Here is a 17039-nt window from a genome sequence, read left to right as displayed (position 1 = left end):
TTAATTTTAACATAGATACTCCCGGATTTACCGGAAGTATCTATATGAGTTTTCAGCGCTTAACCGGCAGCATATAATATACCTTTTAGGCCGTATGTCCTTTTTATGAATTATATGTCGCAGCGGCTTGAACTGCGGCGAGAAATTTCTCACGCAGTTCAATGATGCGCGGATCATCGATGTTAAATGCCTCGAGAACTTCGGTTTCGGTAATTTCTGCCGGTTCTTGCAGTGCGAGTGTTTCGAGTGCCTTGGCCAGCGCCGGTTTTCCGAGTCCTTGAAAACGGACTTCCTGCGGGATGCGTTCAATCAGATCGCGGTATTCAGTGACTGCCGGTCCCCACGTTTCGGAATCTTCAAAACGGTTAAAAACTTTATTCGACTCTTCCCACCACGGACTTTTTTTGCCGGCGAGCAGTGCAAAAAACGATGCCGCGAGTTTCTGTACAATGCCTTCTTCGCCACCGACCGGTTTTTTCGGAAATAGAATTTTTTTATGTTTTTCCACCAGCGCGTGCAGAACCATTTCAAAGTAAATCACCGTTGCGGTTTTCGGCGGCTTACCGCCGAGCAATCCAACGACTTCTTCCTGAACCTGTTCAATTTCGGCGAGTTTCAGCTCCGGATCGACAATCAAAAATGTGTCGCCGGTTTTTTTATGTTCGTAAACGCGGACTTTCGTTTTGTCGTCGCGCATCTGTATATCTTTTTCGACCAGAATTTTTTTACGTTCCAGCATCACCGCGAGAATATAAATTGCATTCGTATCGTCTGCATCCTCCTTCGCTACCATCTTACGCAACAGCGATTCCGCATTTTCTTTTTTTACCGGCTCTTCCGGCGCCGGCGGCAGGCGGAACATACTTTTCCACGCACTGATACCGCGCTCGGGATTATTTTCGTTCCACCACGTCAGACTGTAATCTTCGCGGACATATTCACCGTCGATAAACAGCAGACGCGTCATAAATTCGTCGCCGTCTTTAAACGGTTCATTCGTGCCGGCGCACACATCGGCGCGCCGTTTAATCTGCCAACTCTCTTCTCGTGCTGTAGACATACAAATTCCTGAAAAACTAAACTGCTCTGAAAATATTCCTGTTTATTCATAACACGCCGGGGGCGGCGCGTTTACTTTTTCAATAAAGAAAAATTTTCGCGGAAATAAACAATGCCGCTCCAGAGGGTGATGCCCGTGACGGCGAAGGCGAAAGTCCAGTTTGCGGTGCAGCATGTTTTTTGTGTCAAAACGCCGAATGGCCGGGCTATCAGAACAGCGATGATATAGACCATCTGCCAGACGGTTTTATGCTTGCCCCACGCGCCGGCGGCGAGCACAACACCTTTTTCGGCGGCAAGCAGGCGCAGGCCGGTAACCATCATTTCGCGTGAAATAATCAGTGTGACCATCCATGCGGGCATCAGTCTAAGTCCGGCGAAGCCGATGAATGCGGCGGCGGTGAGCACTTTGTCGGCAAGCGGATCCATCAGCTTCCCGAAATCGGTGCAGCCGTAAATTTTGCGCGCAAGATATCCGTCAAGTGCGTCGGTGAGTGCGGCGACGGCAAATAAAATTAATGCGATAATCGTTGCGCCGGAAAATGGAACACTCAAACAAACCATGAACAGGATCGCGAACACGAAACGGCTGAGAGTGAGGATGTTGGGGGGATTGATAATTGCCGATTGGCGATTGTCGATTGCCGATTGATTGTTTTTTTCCATATTATTTCTGTTCAATGGTTTCACGGTCGATGAGGTAAAGATCGGGCAGGGGCTCGTTGAGCAGGACCCTGGCGTTTTTCGTCTGGTGCGCGGCGGCGGTTTTTTCCGGTGCGCGGCGGCGGATGCAGTTGGTAATGCTGGCAATGAGCACGATCAGAACAATAATGCCGGCGATTGCGCCGGCGACGATGCGCGGGTCGAACGGCAGCGATGAATATTTTTTTTCTTCATCATCATACGGTTCCGGTGCACCGCCGGTTTCATGGATAAATTTTTCATTATATTCCGCCAGCAGCGGGTCAGGGTCAATTTCAAGATATTTGGCGTATATGCGGATAAAGCCGCGCGCATACATCGGCGCAGCAATACCGGAAAAATCGTCAGCTTCTATCGAAACAATCATTTTCGTCAGAATTTTCGTCGCGGCGCCGGCTTCAGATTCGCTGACCCCTTTGGCGATGCGCGCAGCCTTAAACGTCTCTCCGATGCTTGCCATGGTTATTCCTCCTGCGGATCTACCTCCGCTGCTTCCGCCGGTTCACCGCCGGCATCACCCTCCACCGGCGGCACTGCACCCTCATTGTCCGGAATTTCACCGTCGAGATCAACCAGAATATCGCGCGGTCCGGTTTCCGTCGGCGGCCCGATAATTCCTTTTTGTTCGAGCACTTCCATGAGGTTGGCGGCGCGGTTGTAACCGATTTTCAGGCGGCGCTGCAGCGACGAAGTCGTCGCGCGTTTGGTTTGGCGCAGCACTTCGATTGCGGCCTCAAGCATCCCGTCGTCCGCATCCATTGCCGGCAGTTCCGCCTTGCTGTCTTCCATCTTCTGCGTAATTTCGGTGATGAATTCCGGCGTGCCCTGCTGGCGGATGAAATCGGTGACGCGGTGCAGTTCGGCGTCGCTCGTCCACGTTCCCTGTAAACGCACCGGTTTCGGCTTACCCGGCGGCAGGAAAAGCATATCGCCTTTGCCAAGCAGTTTTTCGGCGCCGACAGTATCCAGAATCGTGCGGCTGTCGTTCCCCTGGTTAACCCGGAATGCGATCCGTCCCGGAATATTCGCTTTAATGGTTCCGGTAATAACGTTTACCGACGGACGCTGCGTGGCGAGAATCATATGAATTCCGGCCGCGCGTGAAAGCTGCGCGAGGCGCACGATACAAGGCTCGATTTCCTGCTGTGCAACGCCCATCAGTTCCGCCAGCTCATCAATCACGATGACGATATACGGCAGTTTTGCCGGAATATTCTCTTTTTCTGCCGGCGCTCTGTTTTCCAGTGCGGTTTCACCGAACAGATCCGCCTGCTGCTCGATCGCGCGGTTGTTAAATCCCTTAATGTCGCGCACTTTCAGCTTTTTAAACAGGGCATACCGTTTTTCCATCTCCTTAATTGCCCAGCGCAGACCGAGCGTGACTTTCTTTGCGTCGGTGATGATCGGCACCACGAGATGTTTCAGATTTTCATACGCCTGAAATTCAAATGTTTTCGGGTCGACCAGAATCAGCCGCATCTGTTCCGGTGTGCACGACAGCAGCAGTCCGGTGAGCAGCGAGTTCATACACACCGTTTTTCCGGCGCCGGTCGCCCCGGCAATCAGCATGTGCGGCATACTCGCCAGATCGCCGACCACCATCTTCCCGCTGACGTCTTTGCCGAGTGCCAGCGGCAGCGTGATATCCGGGTTATGAAACGCCGGACTTTCTGCCAGTTCGCGCAAATATACTGCGGAACCTTTTGCATTGGGCACCTCAATTCCTACCGCGCCTTTACCGGGAATCGGCGCCTGAATACGGATGCTCTGCGCTTTCAGAGCAAGTGCGATATTGCGTTCGAGCGATGAAATTTTTTCAACGCGTACGCCTTCCGCCGGGGTAATTTCATACGACGTTACCGTTGGACCGGTTTCAACATGCGTCACCGCGCCTTCTACACTAAACTGTTCCAGCGTCCGTTGCAGAATTGCTGCTTTTTCGATCGTATTTTCCTGTGCGGTACGCTGATCCAGCGGCAGCAGTTCGTCAAGCAGACTGACCGGCGGCAGCTGATAGCCGGACTGATCAGCGCCCGACGCGATATTAACACTCGCGCCGCCGGCCTCGTCGCTTGATTTCTCTTGCGGCACCGCTACCGGCTTTAATACGTCGCGTAACGGTTTTTTCGGCTTTGCCGGTACAGGCTCAGGTTCCGGCGCCGGTATAAAAAGTTCTTCTGCCGGTATTGTTTTAATTTTTTCACGCCGCTGTTTCACCGGTTTTTTCCCAGTCGTTAAAACCTCGTCGTTATCCCGCCCGTTCCGGCGCAGCACGCCGCGGATTTGTTTCCAGACAAAAACAAACGGTGTGAAGGGGTGCATACCGGTGAGCTGCAGCAGCGCCAGAATAATGATTGCTGTAAAAACGACACCGGCGCCGGTGCGGCCGATTAACAATCCGAGCGTGCGCACAGCCAGCAGATTTCCAATCAGTCCGCCGGGTGTGCCGAGATTATACCGCGCAACCAGTCCGCTCCAAAGCGCCGGCTGATATTCAAAAAAGCCGGCGAGCGCCGTTAAGCTGATAAACAGCCATGTCCAGACCGGCCAGATGCGTTCGTACGAACGGAACGTCATCAGCAGCCCGCCGGTTAATAAAATAAACGGAACCAGCCAGCCACCGGCGCCGAACAGCAGCAGTCCGAAATAGGCAAACCATGCGCCGAACGGGCCGATCAGATTATGCGGCGGCGACGCCGGCGGGCTGCACAGCAGGCTGATGTCATTCGGATTAAACGAAAATACACTGAGAAAACTCATCAAACACAGCGCCAGCAGAATCACTCCGATCATCTCGCGACGCGGCGAGCGTACCGGCACGTCATCTTCTTTAGAACGTTTTTTTGCCATTTGCGTGATTATAAGAAGAGAAGAGGAAAATAAAACCTGAAATTTGAAGGAAAAAGTTAAAAGTCAAATCTCAATGTCTCATCCTTGCGAGTATCACAGAGATAAACGGATACCGTTTTTTGACAGGACTTACAGGATCGACAGGATTTTCACCTTTTTCCGGTTCGCGAAATTATTTGAAAAAGTTTTTCCAGTGACACGCTGTGTCATTCATCTCTGCATATACTGCCGTCCAAAAAACAACTCAAACAGGAGAAGATATATGCCGGCACACCTGAAAAATTTTCCACTGCCGATTCTGGAGCTTATTGCCATCGAGAAAAAAGAGCTGCGGCACATGCGTAAAAAAGAGCCGTTTAACGGAGTGCGGATGAAGAAGTCGCGGTCGGGAAAATTAAGATAAGGAGAAACGGGATGAATGCAAAACTATGTGCCGGTATTTGCGCCGGTATCGCCGGGGCTGCGGGCGGCGCAGGCTGGATTGTAAAAAACCGGCGCGTAAAAAAAATTGTTGTTAAGGCAAAACAAAATATTGCTGACGCCGTCGCAGACACAGAAGAAAAACGAGCCCGGTTTTATTCTCTGCTTGCGCGCTCAGGACAACAGCGGTTGTTTGTTTCAACCCATCGACTTGGTCGTTTTCTGAAAACATTTCAAATTCTCGAACAGGTCGATTATGCCGGATTAACCCGGGTGTTAACGGATAAATTAAAAGAAACAGATCACGCGGCCAGGCTGGAGCATTATATTGATGAATTCGAAATGGCTAATATCCGCAACTTTAATCCGGAACTGATTCAGCAAATTGAAACAGTCCGGCAATTTGCAGCAGCGCAGGATGAACCCGGACGGGAATGCCGTGTCGTTGCCGGCGCTTATGGAATTGATAACCGGTACCGGATGAAGTGCGTTCACCTAAAGCGATTGATGTCAGCAACGTCGCGATTACGATGGTGAGGTGTTTTGTGTCGCACGCACCATATCCGTAGATGTAGCCGTCACGTAATTCAGCGGCAAACGACGGAACGGTTATACCGGCACTAGATGGCAGTGCAAATGCAATTCGCCGGCGCGTAGTTTAAACGACGCAATCAGGAGGATGCCCCAGTTGCGTATCCATCAATTTCACCAAGGCATCATCATTGATTGCAGATATTCCGCCACGCGGATTTCATCGGTTAAATCAGTCCCCGGGGCACCCTCGGGACTTACACTCGGTGGTTTTATCAGGTCGCAAATAATTTTTTCAGACACGCGGCTATATGCAAAACGAAAAATAATCAAAAATTTGTGTTGCAGTTAATCCGCGCCGTAACTATTAAGTTACTTATTGATTGATACGTGGATTATGAATACTCCTTTTACAAAAAATACACTGGATAGTTTTATTTCCCGCCCGGGTATATGTGCGCTTGATACCGCCGGAAATTTAGATGATGACGTTCTTGTTCTGGGTGCCTCTGGAAAAATGGGGCCGCACCTCTGTTTGATGCTGAAGCGCTGTTTTGAACAAGCGGGAAAATCAAATCGGGTGATTGCTGTGTCCCGGTTTTCTTCCCCTGACTCAAAACGCTGGTTTAAGAAAAACGGAATACAAACAATTACCTGCGATCTAAGCGATACAGTACAACTGGAAAAATTACCAGATGCTGAAAATCTCTGGTTTATGGCAGGAGTAAAATTCGGCGCCAGTGATAAACCGGAACTGCTACATAAAATGAATGTTGAAATGCCGGGACTGGTGACGCAGCGATTTAAAAATTCCAGAATTGCTGCACTATCCACTGGCTGTGTTTATTCATTTGTGCCGGTGACTTCGGCCGGATCAACCGAAGATGGAGAGACTGCATCAGAAAGCGGCTATGCTGAGTCCTGCCGGGGCAGAGAAAAAGCGTTCTGCGATGCATCGGAAAAATCAGGATTACGAACTATACTTATCCGGTTAACTTATTCAGTAGAAATGCGTTACGGCGTGTTAGTCGATATTGCCCAGAAAGTTCTTCATCGCCAGCCAATTGATATCAGCATGAATCGCTTTAACTGCATCTGGCAAGGCGATGCACTTTCATATATTATTGCATCAATCAATCTAGCAAAAAGCCCGGCAGATATTTTAAATATCACCGGCGAAGAAATACTCTCCATCAGGGAAACCGCTATTACATTTGGGAAACTTTTTGATGTCAATCCGATATTTACCGGCGTAGAACAAGATACAGCTTGGTTGAATAATTCACAGAAGGCGTTTGATCATTTCGGGAAACCCTCTCTGACCTCAGAACAAATGATTCCATGGATCGCTGACTGGCTGAAAAACGGCGGCGAGACGCTCGGAAAGCCCACTAAGTTTGAGGTCCGCAATGGAAAATTTTAGCCGTTAATTTTTCCAAACCTCTGGATCATCAAAAATCGGCCACTGCACTGACGCTTTCCGGTAAGCGGACTGATACATCGCTAAAACAATTTCCAGAGTCGGGCGCACTGATTTTACCGGAATGACTACATCTTTGGCGGTATCGATACAATTAATCATATCCTGAACCACCACGGTGTGATCGACATGCCCGAAATCAGCCGCACCGCCGGCTCCAGTCGCCTGAGCGGCATTCCCGATTTTGCGAATATCGACATCTTCCGGCTGTTCCTCTTTAAACTTCCAGCATTGCATTACTTCGCCGGACATGATGGCAGTGCCATCTGTGCCATTCAGTTCAATCCGGATATCTGTCCCCGGCCACAGTGCAGTAGAAAGTTGAATAACGCCCTGTGCACCATTGGCATAATTCACAAAAGCAATCGCATCATCTTCAAGAGAAATATCAGGATGATTCAGATTGTTCATTTTCGCTTCCAGTTGAATTGCCGGACCGGCGAGATGTTGTAACAAATCGATATAATGAAAACCCTGCGCCACAGTGACACCACTGCCGGATTCCTGTTTTCCGCGCCAGCCGGAAGCGGTGTAATATTCCGGCGGCCGGTACCATTTCATATAGGCATCAGCACGTAACAGTTTGCCGAACCGTTCCTTTTCCACCGCGAATTTCATCGCTTTGATCGCTTTGCGAATCCGGCACTGAACAAAACACCCGAATTTCACTCCCGCCTTTTCACACGCGGCAATCATTTCGTCAGTTTCCGCCAGACTCATTGCCGGCGGTTTTTCCGTTAACACATGTTTTCCGGCTTCGGCAGCGGCAATAACGATATCGTGATGTAGATGATTCGGTGTTGCCACACAAACTACCTGAATTTTATCATCTACCAGCATTTCCACCAGAGAACGGTAGGCCTTGATGCCGAACTGCTCCGCAATTTTTCTGGCGCGATCAAGGTCAATATCAAAAATACCAACGGCTTTTCCGCCAGCAGAATCTTTAACCGCATTCAAATGAAACGGTGCAATTAAACCGGCACCGACAACTCCAAACCCTACTGTTTTTTTCATCTTATTTCCTCACAATAATATCATGGAGTCAGCACTGCTTTGATCGCCTCAAGATTTTCCACAGCAGCGAATGCGCCTTCCCAATCGGCCAGTTTTACCTTGTGTGTGATCAGCTCTTCCGCGCGGACTCTTCCCGACGCAACCAGATCAATCGACTTATCCCACGATGTATAAAATGTGGACATATTAAAGACGACCGTCAGCGCCTTGAATGCGAATTTATCCCACGCCAGCTCAACCTGCCGTCCGCCGGTTAAACCAATCACGCAAACCCGTCCCTGCTTGCGTAACAGATCCGGGATCAGCGGGATCGCTCTCGGCGCGCCGCTGCACTCGACGACGATATCGGCGCCTTTGCCGCCGGAAAGCTGCATCACATAATCCACCGGATCGGTTTCAGCAATGTTCACCAGATGTTTAAATCCAAGTTCCGCCGCTTTTTTAAAACGGGTGCCGGCATCCGCCGGTGTTCCAAGAATGACGACATCGCGCGCACAGACGGCTTGTGCAACCATAGCGGCGAGCAATCCGATAGCGCCGGGGCCTTGAACAACCACCAGATCGCCGGCGTCCACGCGCGTGCGCTCCAGCAAATCTGTTACGACGTTAGCTACCGGTTCAATCATTACTGCCTGATCCCATGTCATGTGTTCCGGAATGCGGTGCAACAGTTTTTCGGGATAGCAGATGTATTCCGTCATGCCGCCGTCGATGCCCCAGCCGGGACTGCGTTTGTCCGGACAGATTTGTATGTTGCCGGTGCGGCATAAATAGCAGTGTCCGCAGGCTTTGGTGTGCGGTTCGGCGACGACGCGGTCGCCGGTTTTAAACACGCGGCAGTCTTTGCCGGTTTCTACCACCGTACCGGTAAATTCGTGGCCGAGAATCACCGGCGGCCAATACGGAAAATTATCATGCTTCACATGAATGTCTGTGCCGCAAATTCCGCAAGCTTCAATTTTGATTAATACTTCATTGTCCTGTGGACGCGGTGCGTCGACCTCGCGCAGTTCAATATTGCCGATGCCTTTGGCGATTTTTACGAGTGCTTTCATAACGCTCCTTTTAATTGACCACCATGTCGAAAATGGCAGCGGCGGCCTGTTCAATTTCCTTTAACTGAATATGCTCATTTTTTGAATGCGCAACGGACAGTGATCCCGGCCCGAAGACAACCGTCGGAATCTTTAATATGTTGTTATACAGCCACGCATCGCAGCTCGCCGGCATCGCATCAATTTTAGAATCGAAGCCGTGCTGCCGGCAGCTTGCCAGCAGCAGCTGCGGCAGCTCGCCGGCGGGATCGGTGACGCTGCAATCGTGCTGGTAGGTAAACGTCAGTTTAAAATCGTCCGGACCCAGGCCGGTGCCGAGAAGCGCCGCTTCCATTTCAGCACAGATTTCTTCTTTGGTTTTGTTCGGCAGCAATCCTAATACACCTTCGAGCGTTGCGCGGTTCGGCGCGGCCGCCGGCCAGTTGCCGGCGATCAGTTTGCCGAACGTAATCGGCATCGGATTTTCATAATCATCAAACAGCGGAATGCCTTTCGATGCCGCCAGCAGATTCCGGTGATAGTCTGTTAGCGCGCTGATAGCATCACACGCCGTTAACAGTGCGCTGCGGGTTTTACCGGCCTGTCCGCTGTGTCCGGCCACGCCGGTAAACTCAATATTAAACCAGACGGCGCCGCGGATTGAGGTGAGAATTTTCCCTTCGGTGGGTTCGAGCACGATACATCCGTCCGCCTTTTCACCGTGACGAACCATGGCCAGCGAACCGTTTCCGCCGTTTTCTTCTTCCACCACCAGATGAAAAATCAAATCGCACTCCGGAGTTTTATTCTGTTCCTGAAGCATGGTCAGCAGACAGAAAATTGTGGAAAGCGGACCCTTGGTATCGCACGCGCCGCGCCCGTATAAAATTCCATCCTCAATTTTTCCCGACCACGGATCGTCCATGCCTTCAGACGGCGGCACAACATCCACATGCGCGTTGAACGCCAATGCACGGTGCGAATTTCGCCCTTTGCACACAACGCGCAGATTATAACGTCCATCGTAGGAGATATCCGGTACCGGACTGCTGTAGTCCGGATCGGATTTCAATGCATTGGACATGGGAATTTTTTCCACCGTGACATTAAACCGGCTGAACTGTTCCGCCAGCCATTCCATTGCTTCGGCTTCCTGCCCGGAAACCGAGGGAATCTGAACAAGTCCGGAAAGAAATTCCACAGTGCGATCGTAAGCGGATGAGGAGTTTTTCATAATTACAGCTTCAAACCTTTCAGTACTTCACTCATCACCGCCAGACTTTCGTCCGCCAGTTCGCGGGTAATCACCAGCGGCGGCGCAACGCGCAGCACATTGCCGTACATGCCGACAGAACCGACCAGCAGCCCGCGCCGTCCGCATTCATCAATCACCGTTTTAATTAATTCCGGCGCCGGTTCTTTCGTCCGTTTATCGCGCACAAATTCCAGTCCCATCACGAGACCCATACCGCGCACGTCGCCGAGATACGGACAGCTCGCTGCCATTTCCTGCAGCCTGCCTTTCATGTATTCGCCCATGACTTTGGAATTTTCGACCAGATTTTCTTTTTCGAAAATATCCAGTACCGCAGTGACCGCTGTGCTGGAAACCGGATTCCCGCCGTAGGTGCTGCTCATTTCGCCCTTGGCGAGACAGCCGAAAATTTCGGTGGTGGATGCAATCGCCGACACCGTAATACCGCTGCCGATGCCTTTGCCCAGCGTGATAATATCCGGCTGAACGTCTTCGTGTTCCATCGCCCACATTTTTCCGGTGCGGCCGTACGAACCCTGCACTTCGTCGAGCGTAAACAGCAGTTCTTTGCTACGCGCCCATTCATGCAGTTTTTTCAGCCAGCCCGGCGGTGCGAATACAAAACCGCCGGCGCCCTGATACGGCTCAACAATCACGCCGGCGAGTGAGCCGGTGGAGCTGGTCGCAATCACATACTCCAGATATTCAAAATATTTTGTAAACTCCGGATCACCGTCGCAGAAGCTGCACGGATCGCGATACGGATTCGGATAGAGCGCACGGATCACGCCGGGCACGACCGGTCCGTATTTCTTTTTCGGTCCGGCAAGTCCGCCCACCGCCGCCGCGCCGGGCGTGCGCCCATGAAACCCCCCGCCGAAACTGAGGATTTCATGTTTGCCGGTGTAGCGTTTCATTAAACGCAATGAGCCTTCCACCGCTTCCGAGCCGGTAGAAAGGAAAAAGCATTTATCCAGATGTGCCGGCAGTGCTTTCACTAAGCGTTCCGCCGCTTCAATCCGGTAGGTGTTGGCACACTCATAGTTGTTCAATAAATCTTCGCTGGCGCGTTTGGTTGCCTTGACCAGATGCGGATGGCAGTGCCCGACATTGGTTACCAGCACGCCCGATGTCCAGTCGATGAACACGTTGCCGTCCACATCATGAACCAGACAGCCTTTGCCGGATTCCCACACCACGGGCGCCTGATATCCAACCACATCCGCTTCATACTGATGCCATTTTTCCAGCAGGGCGGAACTCTTCGGTCCCGGAATTTCTGTTTTAATTTTTATGTGTGCCATTTTAGCTTCTCCGTATTTCATTTACCACGCAGCGAGCATCCCGTCCGGCACAGCCGGCCAGAATGTCGTCCAGAATACTTTCTCTGATTTCCCAGCCAGCTTCTTCCGACGCCCAGCCGATGTGCGGCGTTAAAATAATATTATCCAGTTTAAACAGTTCAAATTCCGGCGCCGGCGGCTCCACTTCATAAACATCAATTGCCGCGCAGGCGATTTTTCCGGCGCTCAACGCTTCTGCTAACGCCAGCGAATCCACCATGCCGCCGCGCGAGGTATTCACCAGACATGCTGTCGGTTTCATCAGCGCCAGTGTTTCGGCATTTACAATATAACGCGTATCCTCCCTAAGCGGCGTATGCACCGTGATCAAATCCGCTTCTTTGAAAAGCGCTTCTTTATCCACCCACTCGATTCCCTGAATTGCCGCGCGGCGTTTTTCAGACAGATATGGATCGTGACCGATAATGCGGAATCCAAAACTCTGCATTTTACGCACCACATGCGAACCGATGCGACCAACTCCGAGCACGCCCAGCGTTTTGCCTTCCATCCGGTAAATCGGAAACAGGCCGGTGAAATCCCACTGTCCCGACTGGCTGGATTCATCCAGCGTTTTGCGGCTGCGGCATACTTTGCGCGCGCAGGCAAAGATCAGCGAAATCGCATGTTCCGCCACATCAATCTGGCAGTAGTCCGGCTGGTACGCAAACTGGATGCCGTACTTCGTGCACGCGTCCACGTCCACATTGTCATAGCCGATGCCGTGCCGGATAATCAGTTTGCAGTTTTCCAAGCGTGAGATTAGTGATTCCGGAAACTTCACCATGTTCACTACGATCACATCGGCATCGCGCACTTTTTCCAGCACCTCATCTTCCGGCAGGAATTTTAACTGATGCGCTTCAAACTCAATGCCCTGCGCTTTCAGCTGCTCCGCTTCCCACGCCATGTCCGGTTCAATATAATCCGTTACAATAACTTTCACCGTTTTACCTTTTCCCATTGTTTTTTCTCTGCTGATTTATAAATAGCATCCACCACCTGAAGCACTGCGACCGCATCATCCGCCCCTATTTCCGGCATTGCACCCTGCTGGATCGCCGTAGTGAAATTTTCGACATATGCTTTGCCGAGAACACCGGAATAACCGTCAACCGCATCCAGTTGAAAAGAAAATTGCTGCGCCGATACACCGTTCATATCGTTGGAACTGCTGTACAGCTCAAGCACATCCGTATGCGCCCCGCCGCCTTGTTCGCCGGCATAACGGGGACTGAAACTCATCACGCCTTTCGTTCCGCGCAACCCGATATACAAATCCCTTCCGCCGGGAAATGAATCCGGAACAATGTAGCTGGTGGAAAGCACACCGGACGCGCCGGAATCAAAATTCATCAGCACCAGCGAACTTTCTTCGATATCATATTCTGACGATGTAAAAAGATTCTGTGCGCATACTTCAGCGATACTGTCGCCGGTAATAAACGCCGCCGTATCCAGCCAGTGAACACCGAGATTCATTATCGGACCGCCGCCGGATTTTTCTTTTTGCAGCATCCATTCCGAATGGCCGGTAATGTAGCGCTCGATCCGTCCGGCAGCTAATCGCATCTCAATTGAAACCAGTTTTCCAATGCCGCCGCCGGAAAAAATTTCTTTCATCGCAACAACTGCCGGGTGATACCGCCAGCAGTAACCAGTTGTCATTTTTACTCCAGATTTTTTAACCACGTCGGCAATTTGCATCGCACCAGTCAATGAATTGGAAATCGGCTTTTCAATCATCAGATGAATACCGCGTTCAGCGCATTTTACAGCAACAGCAGCGCACTCCGAATGAGGAAGAAACAGGGCCGCGAAATCCGGAGACTGTTGATCCAGCAGTTTATCAATATCAGTATATCCGGTTAATCTAAAATCGCGGCAAAACTGCTGAAGCATATTTGCGTCGGGATCATATGCGCAAGTAATTTCAACGGCGGCGTTACTGCAAAACAACGGCATATAGCCGCGCGGATGAAGATGCTGCAGGCCGATCACAGCGCCTTTAAGAACCGACGTAGACATTGCCTTCCTTTTCAGAAATCACCATGTTGGCTGAATGCAAAAAATTTCTTAAACTTCGGAGCCGATCTACACTTTTCGATGTTCTCATTAGCACAATTGTTCCAGCAAGCAACGTCGATCTCTGAAACAAAAAACCACCCCGTTTCGGCACGGTATGAATCATTATTTTCGTGCTCGCCTCCGGCACGACGTCACCATCCAGAATCATCCGGACACTCAAATTATTAGGATCGCCAACTTCATTCACCGACATTAGAAATTGATTCGGCAATGCAAACGTATCAAAACTTTTCCCGTCTATGAATTTAATTGCAGGTAAATTCATCAATAGCGAGTCACCTGAACAACAGAGTAATTTGGCGCTTTCATTTTGTAAAACCAGTACGATCTGTCCGGTCTTATCGTAAATTTGGCCAAGCTTCATCAAAAACATCCTTTATCAGTTTTCTTAAAGAAAGTAACCGATTGTTTACGAATGTCAATTGTTTACCGTCCCGCCGCAGAGAATATTTATTTTTCTAGAGCAATTCACGATTGATGCGCCGCAATGTGCCCTGATGCTTCAGGCATGCAGCGATGGCACGTTTACGTATCTGTTCAGTTGCGATTCCCATGCTCGAAACACTATAAAGAACATGGCGGTTTTTTCTCTTTCCTGCACAAATACCCAAATTTGTGCCATCAACACAACATCTTTTATGTTCAGCATTCATGCGATGTGATCCGTAGTATCATTCCATATTTTATTGAGTGCGGCGTCGATGTTCTTGATCCGATTCAGAAAGTTACCAACATGGAACCGGAAGGGTTAAAAAGAGACTTCGGCGATAAACTTTGCTTCCACGGCGGAATTGATACACAAAAACTCCTTCCTCATGGGACTCCGGAGGAAGTTCGCGCGGAAGCCGAACATTTTATTGAGGTGCTCAATCGCAATGGCGGATATATTCTCGGACCGAGCCAGAATTTTGAAGGCGATGTTCCCGTTGAAAATATCTTAGCTTTGTATGCCGCCAGAGGTTTATAACCGTGAATTAAAATTGGTGTGTCGCGTCGCTGCCGGCAGGCATGCAAATTAAGGTGCACGGCTGCATCTGGTGATTCGCGCCTTTTAATTGTTTCAATTGATGTCGGCTATAGATGAATAATGATAAACGGTTATCATCTTTCAGTCTCAAAATTTTAATTAAGCAATATAAATCCAGTTGAAGTTATTTCGCATGAAATCGCATTCCGCTGGGACTGATTTTAAAATGCTTCCGGAATGCACGTGAAAACTGATAAATATCGTCATATCCCGCTTCTGCAGCGATTTCCGAAATCCGTTGGTTATGATTCGTCAACAAATGTGCGGCATGTTCTAACCGCAGCCGGTTCTGGTACGCCAGCGGTGATGTCCCGTAATATTTGCGGAACAAGGCGCTGAAATGCGGCACTGAATACCCGCTCATTTGCGCCAGCTGCGGCAGGTAGAGCCGCCGGTTCGGATGGTTGTCCAGATATGTTTTAACGGTTCGTATCTGATCCGGTATCGCGACTGTTTTCGAGCAATATTCACGAGCGGTTTCACGGATCAGCAATTCAAATAAAAGCCTGATGATTTGTGCCGAATGGCCAGCGGTCAGTTCAAGCCAAAGATCGTACAGACGTTTTTCCAATACTTCGGCGTTGTTCAAAACCCACGGTGTATTTTCCGGAAATCCGGTTTCGGCGATCAGTTCATCGGCCACGGTGCCGTGAAAATGCATCCAGCTGTGTGTGAATTCGGCGTCATTGCTGCCGTAATAATGACTGGCCTGATCCGGCCAGAGAAACAGAGTTCCTGCCGGACATGAAATCATCTGATCCTGGATTTTGATGACAACGGGATTGTAAAAATACATCAGCATCCGGTCACGCGTGCCGTTGGGACGGTTGATGATGCGCGGCTTCATTGGTTCGCGCACTCCGACGCCGGAAATATGCAGCTCTGTTTCAAACCGCTGTTCGATGTACTTCATGTGTTTAAACGGAATCATAATAAATGCCAAATTTTCAATCGGTTATGCCATTTAAAAGACTGCTTTACAATATAATATGACAGGCAATGAAAGGAAACGTGCATGGAAAATTTTAACGGATTGAATATGTCTTTGGGGGCACTGTCGCGTGTGTCGAATGCGGAAACCAGATCGATTTCAGCGGAAAACCGCACCGGAGCGAAAGGCGCGGGAGGCATGGACCCGGCGCGGCCGGATTTTCCGTCCCGCGATCTGGGGCTCGGCTGGAAATGTCACGCCTACGACACCATCGAACCCGGTGAAACGTATGTTGCCGCCGATATTGAAGGTCCGGGAGCCATTCAGAGTATGTGGGTGACCGGCGAAATGGGACGGCACATGATTTTGCGGATTTACTGGGACGGACAGGAACTGCCGGCGGTGGAATGTCCGGTTTGCGACTTTTTCGGAATCCCGTGGCATAAGCAGAATAATCCGCATACCATGGATTATTTTCCGGCGCTGAACTCCCTGCCGGTGGCCGTTAATCCCCGCAATGGAATGAACTGTTTCTGGGAAATGCCGTTCCGTAAACATTGCCGTATTACACTGGAAAACATTCATCCGGTTGCACCGGCGATCTCATTTTATCAGATCAATTATACCTTGACCGACGTTCCGGCGGACGCCGCATATTTTCATGCGCAATTCCGGCGTGTCAATCCGCTGCCGTATAAAGATGTCTACACGATTCTCGACGGTGTTAAAGGGCAAGGACATTATGTCGGCACCGTCATGGGCTGGGGCATTAATAATAACGGCTGGTGGGGTGAAGGCGAAATCAAGTTTTATCTGGACGGCGATCAGGAATTCCCGACCATCTGCGGCACCGGCACTGAGGATTATTTCGGCGGTTCCTATAACTGGGATGTGGGAGAATATCAGATTTATTCCACTCCGTTTATGGGACACCATCAGGTGCTTCGCCCGAACGGGTTGTATCAGTCGCAGCACCGCCACGCGATGTATCGCTGGCACGTCATGGATCCGGTGCGTTTCAAAAATGATATCCGGGTGACAATTCAGGCGCTCGGCTGGCGCGACGGCCGGCGTTATCTGCCGGAACAGCCGGATATCTGCTCGGTGGCATTCTGGTATCAGCACCAGCCGGCACAGCCGTTTCCACAACTGCCCGAACTTGAGTATCTGGAAATAATTTAAAGGACGCGATTGGATAAAACGGCCAGTGAGGCGCCGGCCGGGATACGGGACCTGTTCTGAAAAAAGTGAATAATACAAAACAGTTTCTGGCGTAAGCAAACAGGCAAAATAAAGAAAAGG

17 protein-coding genes are annotated in these 17039 nt (G+C 50.4%); 5 read left to right on the top strand and 12 right to left on the bottom strand.

What is annotated here, in order from left to right:
• Positions 1-103: 103 nt before the first annotated feature.
• From WC959_04080 to WC959_04065, 4 genes are all read right to left on the bottom strand, one after another.
• Positions 104-1060, bottom strand: a complete 957-nt coding sequence (locus WC959_04080) for a hypothetical protein (protein ID MFA5688310.1) — start codon at positions 1058-1060, stop codon at positions 104-106.
• A gap of 71 nt (positions 1061-1131) precedes the next feature.
• Complete coding sequence (pgsA, locus tag WC959_04075; GenBank protein ID MFA5688309.1) at positions 1132-1725, bottom strand: CDP-diacylglycerol--glycerol-3-phosphate 3-phosphatidyltransferase; 594 nt, start codon at positions 1723-1725, stop codon at positions 1132-1134.
• 1 nt (position 1726) lies between these two features.
• Entirely contained in the window at positions 1727-2221 is a 495-nt protein-coding gene (locus tag WC959_04070; protein MFA5688308.1) for a helix-turn-helix domain-containing protein, read from the bottom strand.
• A gap of 2 nt (positions 2222-2223) precedes the next feature.
• Positions 2224-4611 carry a DNA translocase FtsK gene (locus WC959_04065; GenBank protein ID MFA5688307.1) on the bottom strand — a complete coding sequence of 796 codons (2388 nt, stop codon included), beginning with the start codon at positions 4609-4611 and terminating at the stop codon, positions 2224-2226.
• A gap of 262 nt (positions 4612-4873) precedes the next feature.
• Here WC959_04065 and WC959_04060 point away from each other — a divergent pair, with 262 nt between their 5' ends.
• From WC959_04060 to WC959_04050, 3 genes are all read left to right on the top strand, one after another.
• Positions 4874-5014, top strand: coding sequence for a hypothetical protein (locus WC959_04060; protein ID MFA5688306.1), 141 nt, complete (start codon positions 4874-4876; stop codon positions 5012-5014).
• A gap of 11 nt (positions 5015-5025) precedes the next feature.
• Positions 5026-5568 carry a hypothetical protein gene (locus WC959_04055; protein MFA5688305.1) on the top strand — a complete coding sequence of 181 codons (543 nt, stop codon included), beginning with the start codon at positions 5026-5028 and terminating at the stop codon, positions 5566-5568.
• 373 nt (positions 5569-5941) lie between these two features.
• Positions 5942-6985, top strand: coding sequence for an NAD-dependent epimerase/dehydratase family protein (locus tag WC959_04050; protein MFA5688304.1), 1044 nt, complete (start codon positions 5942-5944; stop codon positions 6983-6985).
• A 3-nt stretch (positions 6986-6988) separates the two neighbouring features.
• Here WC959_04050 and WC959_04045 read toward each other — a convergent pair whose 3' ends face one another.
• The 7 genes from WC959_04045 to WC959_04015 are packed head-to-tail and all read right to left on the bottom strand — an operon-like array spanning position 6989 to position 14143.
• Positions 6989-8059, bottom strand: coding sequence for a Gfo/Idh/MocA family oxidoreductase (locus WC959_04045; GenBank protein MFA5688303.1), 1071 nt, complete (start codon positions 8057-8059; stop codon positions 6989-6991).
• Between the two features lie 20 nt (positions 8060-8079).
• Positions 8080-9114, bottom strand: coding sequence for an alcohol dehydrogenase catalytic domain-containing protein (locus WC959_04040; protein MFA5688302.1), 1035 nt, complete (start codon positions 9112-9114; stop codon positions 8080-8082).
• Positions 9115-9124: 10 nt separating this feature from the next.
• Entirely contained in the window at positions 9125-10327 is a 1203-nt protein-coding gene (locus WC959_04035) for a M20/M25/M40 family metallo-hydrolase (protein MFA5688301.1), read from the bottom strand.
• A gap of 2 nt (positions 10328-10329) precedes the next feature.
• Positions 10330-11652, bottom strand: coding sequence for an aspartate aminotransferase family protein (locus WC959_04030; protein MFA5688300.1), 1323 nt, complete (start codon positions 11650-11652; stop codon positions 10330-10332).
• Position 11653: 1 nt separating this feature from the next.
• Positions 11654-12655, bottom strand: a complete 1002-nt coding sequence (locus WC959_04025) for a C-terminal binding protein (protein ID MFA5688299.1) — start codon at positions 12653-12655, stop codon at positions 11654-11656.
• Positions 12634-13719: a Gfo/Idh/MocA family oxidoreductase gene (locus WC959_04020; protein MFA5688298.1), complete on the bottom strand. Its 1086-nt coding sequence runs from the start codon at positions 13717-13719 to the stop codon at positions 12634-12636. The genes WC959_04025 and WC959_04020 overlap by 22 nt, the downstream gene beginning before the upstream one ends.
• Positions 13700-14143, bottom strand: coding sequence for a fumarylacetoacetate hydrolase family protein (locus tag WC959_04015; GenBank protein MFA5688297.1), 444 nt, complete (start codon positions 14141-14143; stop codon positions 13700-13702). Before WC959_04015 ends, WC959_04020 begins: the two co-directional genes overlap by 20 nt.
• A gap of 123 nt (positions 14144-14266) precedes the next feature.
• Between WC959_04015 and WC959_04010 the strand changes: the two genes are divergently transcribed.
• Positions 14267-14746 carry a uroporphyrinogen decarboxylase family protein gene (locus tag WC959_04010; GenBank protein MFA5688296.1) on the top strand — a complete coding sequence of 160 codons (480 nt, stop codon included), beginning with the start codon at positions 14267-14269 and terminating at the stop codon, positions 14744-14746.
• Positions 14747-14930: 184 nt separating this feature from the next.
• On the opposite strand, the gene WC959_04005 is transcribed toward WC959_04010, so the two are convergent.
• Positions 14931-15719 carry an AraC family transcriptional regulator gene (locus WC959_04005; protein ID MFA5688295.1) on the bottom strand — a complete coding sequence of 263 codons (789 nt, stop codon included), beginning with the start codon at positions 15717-15719 and terminating at the stop codon, positions 14931-14933.
• Between the two features lie 102 nt (positions 15720-15821).
• Between WC959_04005 and WC959_04000 the strand changes: the two genes are divergently transcribed.
• Positions 15822-16919, top strand: a complete 1098-nt coding sequence (locus WC959_04000) for a glycoside hydrolase family 172 protein (GenBank protein MFA5688294.1) — start codon at positions 15822-15824, stop codon at positions 16917-16919.
• Positions 16920-17039 lie beyond the last annotated feature (120 nt).

This window comes from Kiritimatiellales bacterium (assembly GCA_041656295.1).
Lineage (GTDB): Bacteria > Verrucomicrobiota > Kiritimatiellia > Kiritimatiellales > Tichowtungiaceae > Tichowtungia.
The sequence above is the reverse complement of the archived record's forward strand: the minus strand, read 5'-3'. Positions and strand labels throughout refer to the sequence as shown.

What these genes read in the sequence shown, in the direction of transcription:
- WC959_04025 (MFA5688299.1), bottom strand. Translation starts at nt 12,655, where the DNA reads ATGGGAAAAGGTAAAACGGTGAAAGTTATTGTAACGGATTATATTGAA.
- WC959_04055 (MFA5688305.1), top strand. Translation starts at nt 5,026, where the DNA reads ATGAATGCAAAACTATGTGCCGGTATTTGCGCCGGTATCGCCGGGGCT.
- WC959_04000 (MFA5688294.1), top strand. Translation starts at nt 15,822, where the DNA reads ATGGAAAATTTTAACGGATTGAATATGTCTTTGGGGGCACTGTCGCGT.
- WC959_04010 (MFA5688296.1), top strand. Translation starts at nt 14,267, where the DNA reads ATGTGCCCTGATGCTTCAGGCATGCAGCGATGGCACGTTTACGTATCT.
- WC959_04015 (MFA5688297.1), bottom strand. Translation starts at nt 14,143, where the DNA reads ATGAAGCTTGGCCAAATTTACGATAAGACCGGACAGATCGTACTGGTT.
- WC959_04020 (MFA5688298.1), bottom strand. Translation starts at nt 13,719, where the DNA reads ATGTCTACGTCGGTTCTTAAAGGCGCTGTGATCGGCCTGCAGCATCTT.
- WC959_04035 (MFA5688301.1), bottom strand. Translation starts at nt 10,327, where the DNA reads ATGAAAAACTCCTCATCCGCTTACGATCGCACTGTGGAATTTCTTTCC.
- WC959_04065 (MFA5688307.1), bottom strand. Translation starts at nt 4,611, where the DNA reads ATGGCAAAAAAACGTTCTAAAGAAGATGACGTGCCGGTACGCTCGCCG.
- WC959_04045 (MFA5688303.1), bottom strand. Translation starts at nt 8,059, where the DNA reads ATGAAAAAAACAGTAGGGTTTGGAGTTGTCGGTGCCGGTTTAATTGCA.
- WC959_04030 (MFA5688300.1), bottom strand. Translation starts at nt 11,652, where the DNA reads ATGGCACACATAAAAATTAAAACAGAAATTCCGGGACCGAAGAGTTCC.
- WC959_04060 (MFA5688306.1), top strand. Translation starts at nt 4,874, where the DNA reads ATGCCGGCACACCTGAAAAATTTTCCACTGCCGATTCTGGAGCTTATT.
- WC959_04070 (MFA5688308.1), bottom strand. Translation starts at nt 2,221, where the DNA reads ATGGCAAGCATCGGAGAGACGTTTAAGGCTGCGCGCATCGCCAAAGGG.
- WC959_04005 (MFA5688295.1), bottom strand. Translation starts at nt 15,719, where the DNA reads ATGAAGTACATCGAACAGCGGTTTGAAACAGAGCTGCATATTTCCGGC.
- pgsA (MFA5688309.1), bottom strand. Translation starts at nt 1,725, where the DNA reads ATGGAAAAAAACAATCAATCGGCAATCGACAATCGCCAATCGGCAATT.
- WC959_04080 (MFA5688310.1), bottom strand. Translation starts at nt 1,060, where the DNA reads ATGTCTACAGCACGAGAAGAGAGTTGGCAGATTAAACGGCGCGCCGAT.
- WC959_04040 (MFA5688302.1), bottom strand. Translation starts at nt 9,114, where the DNA reads ATGAAAGCACTCGTAAAAATCGCCAAAGGCATCGGCAATATTGAACTG.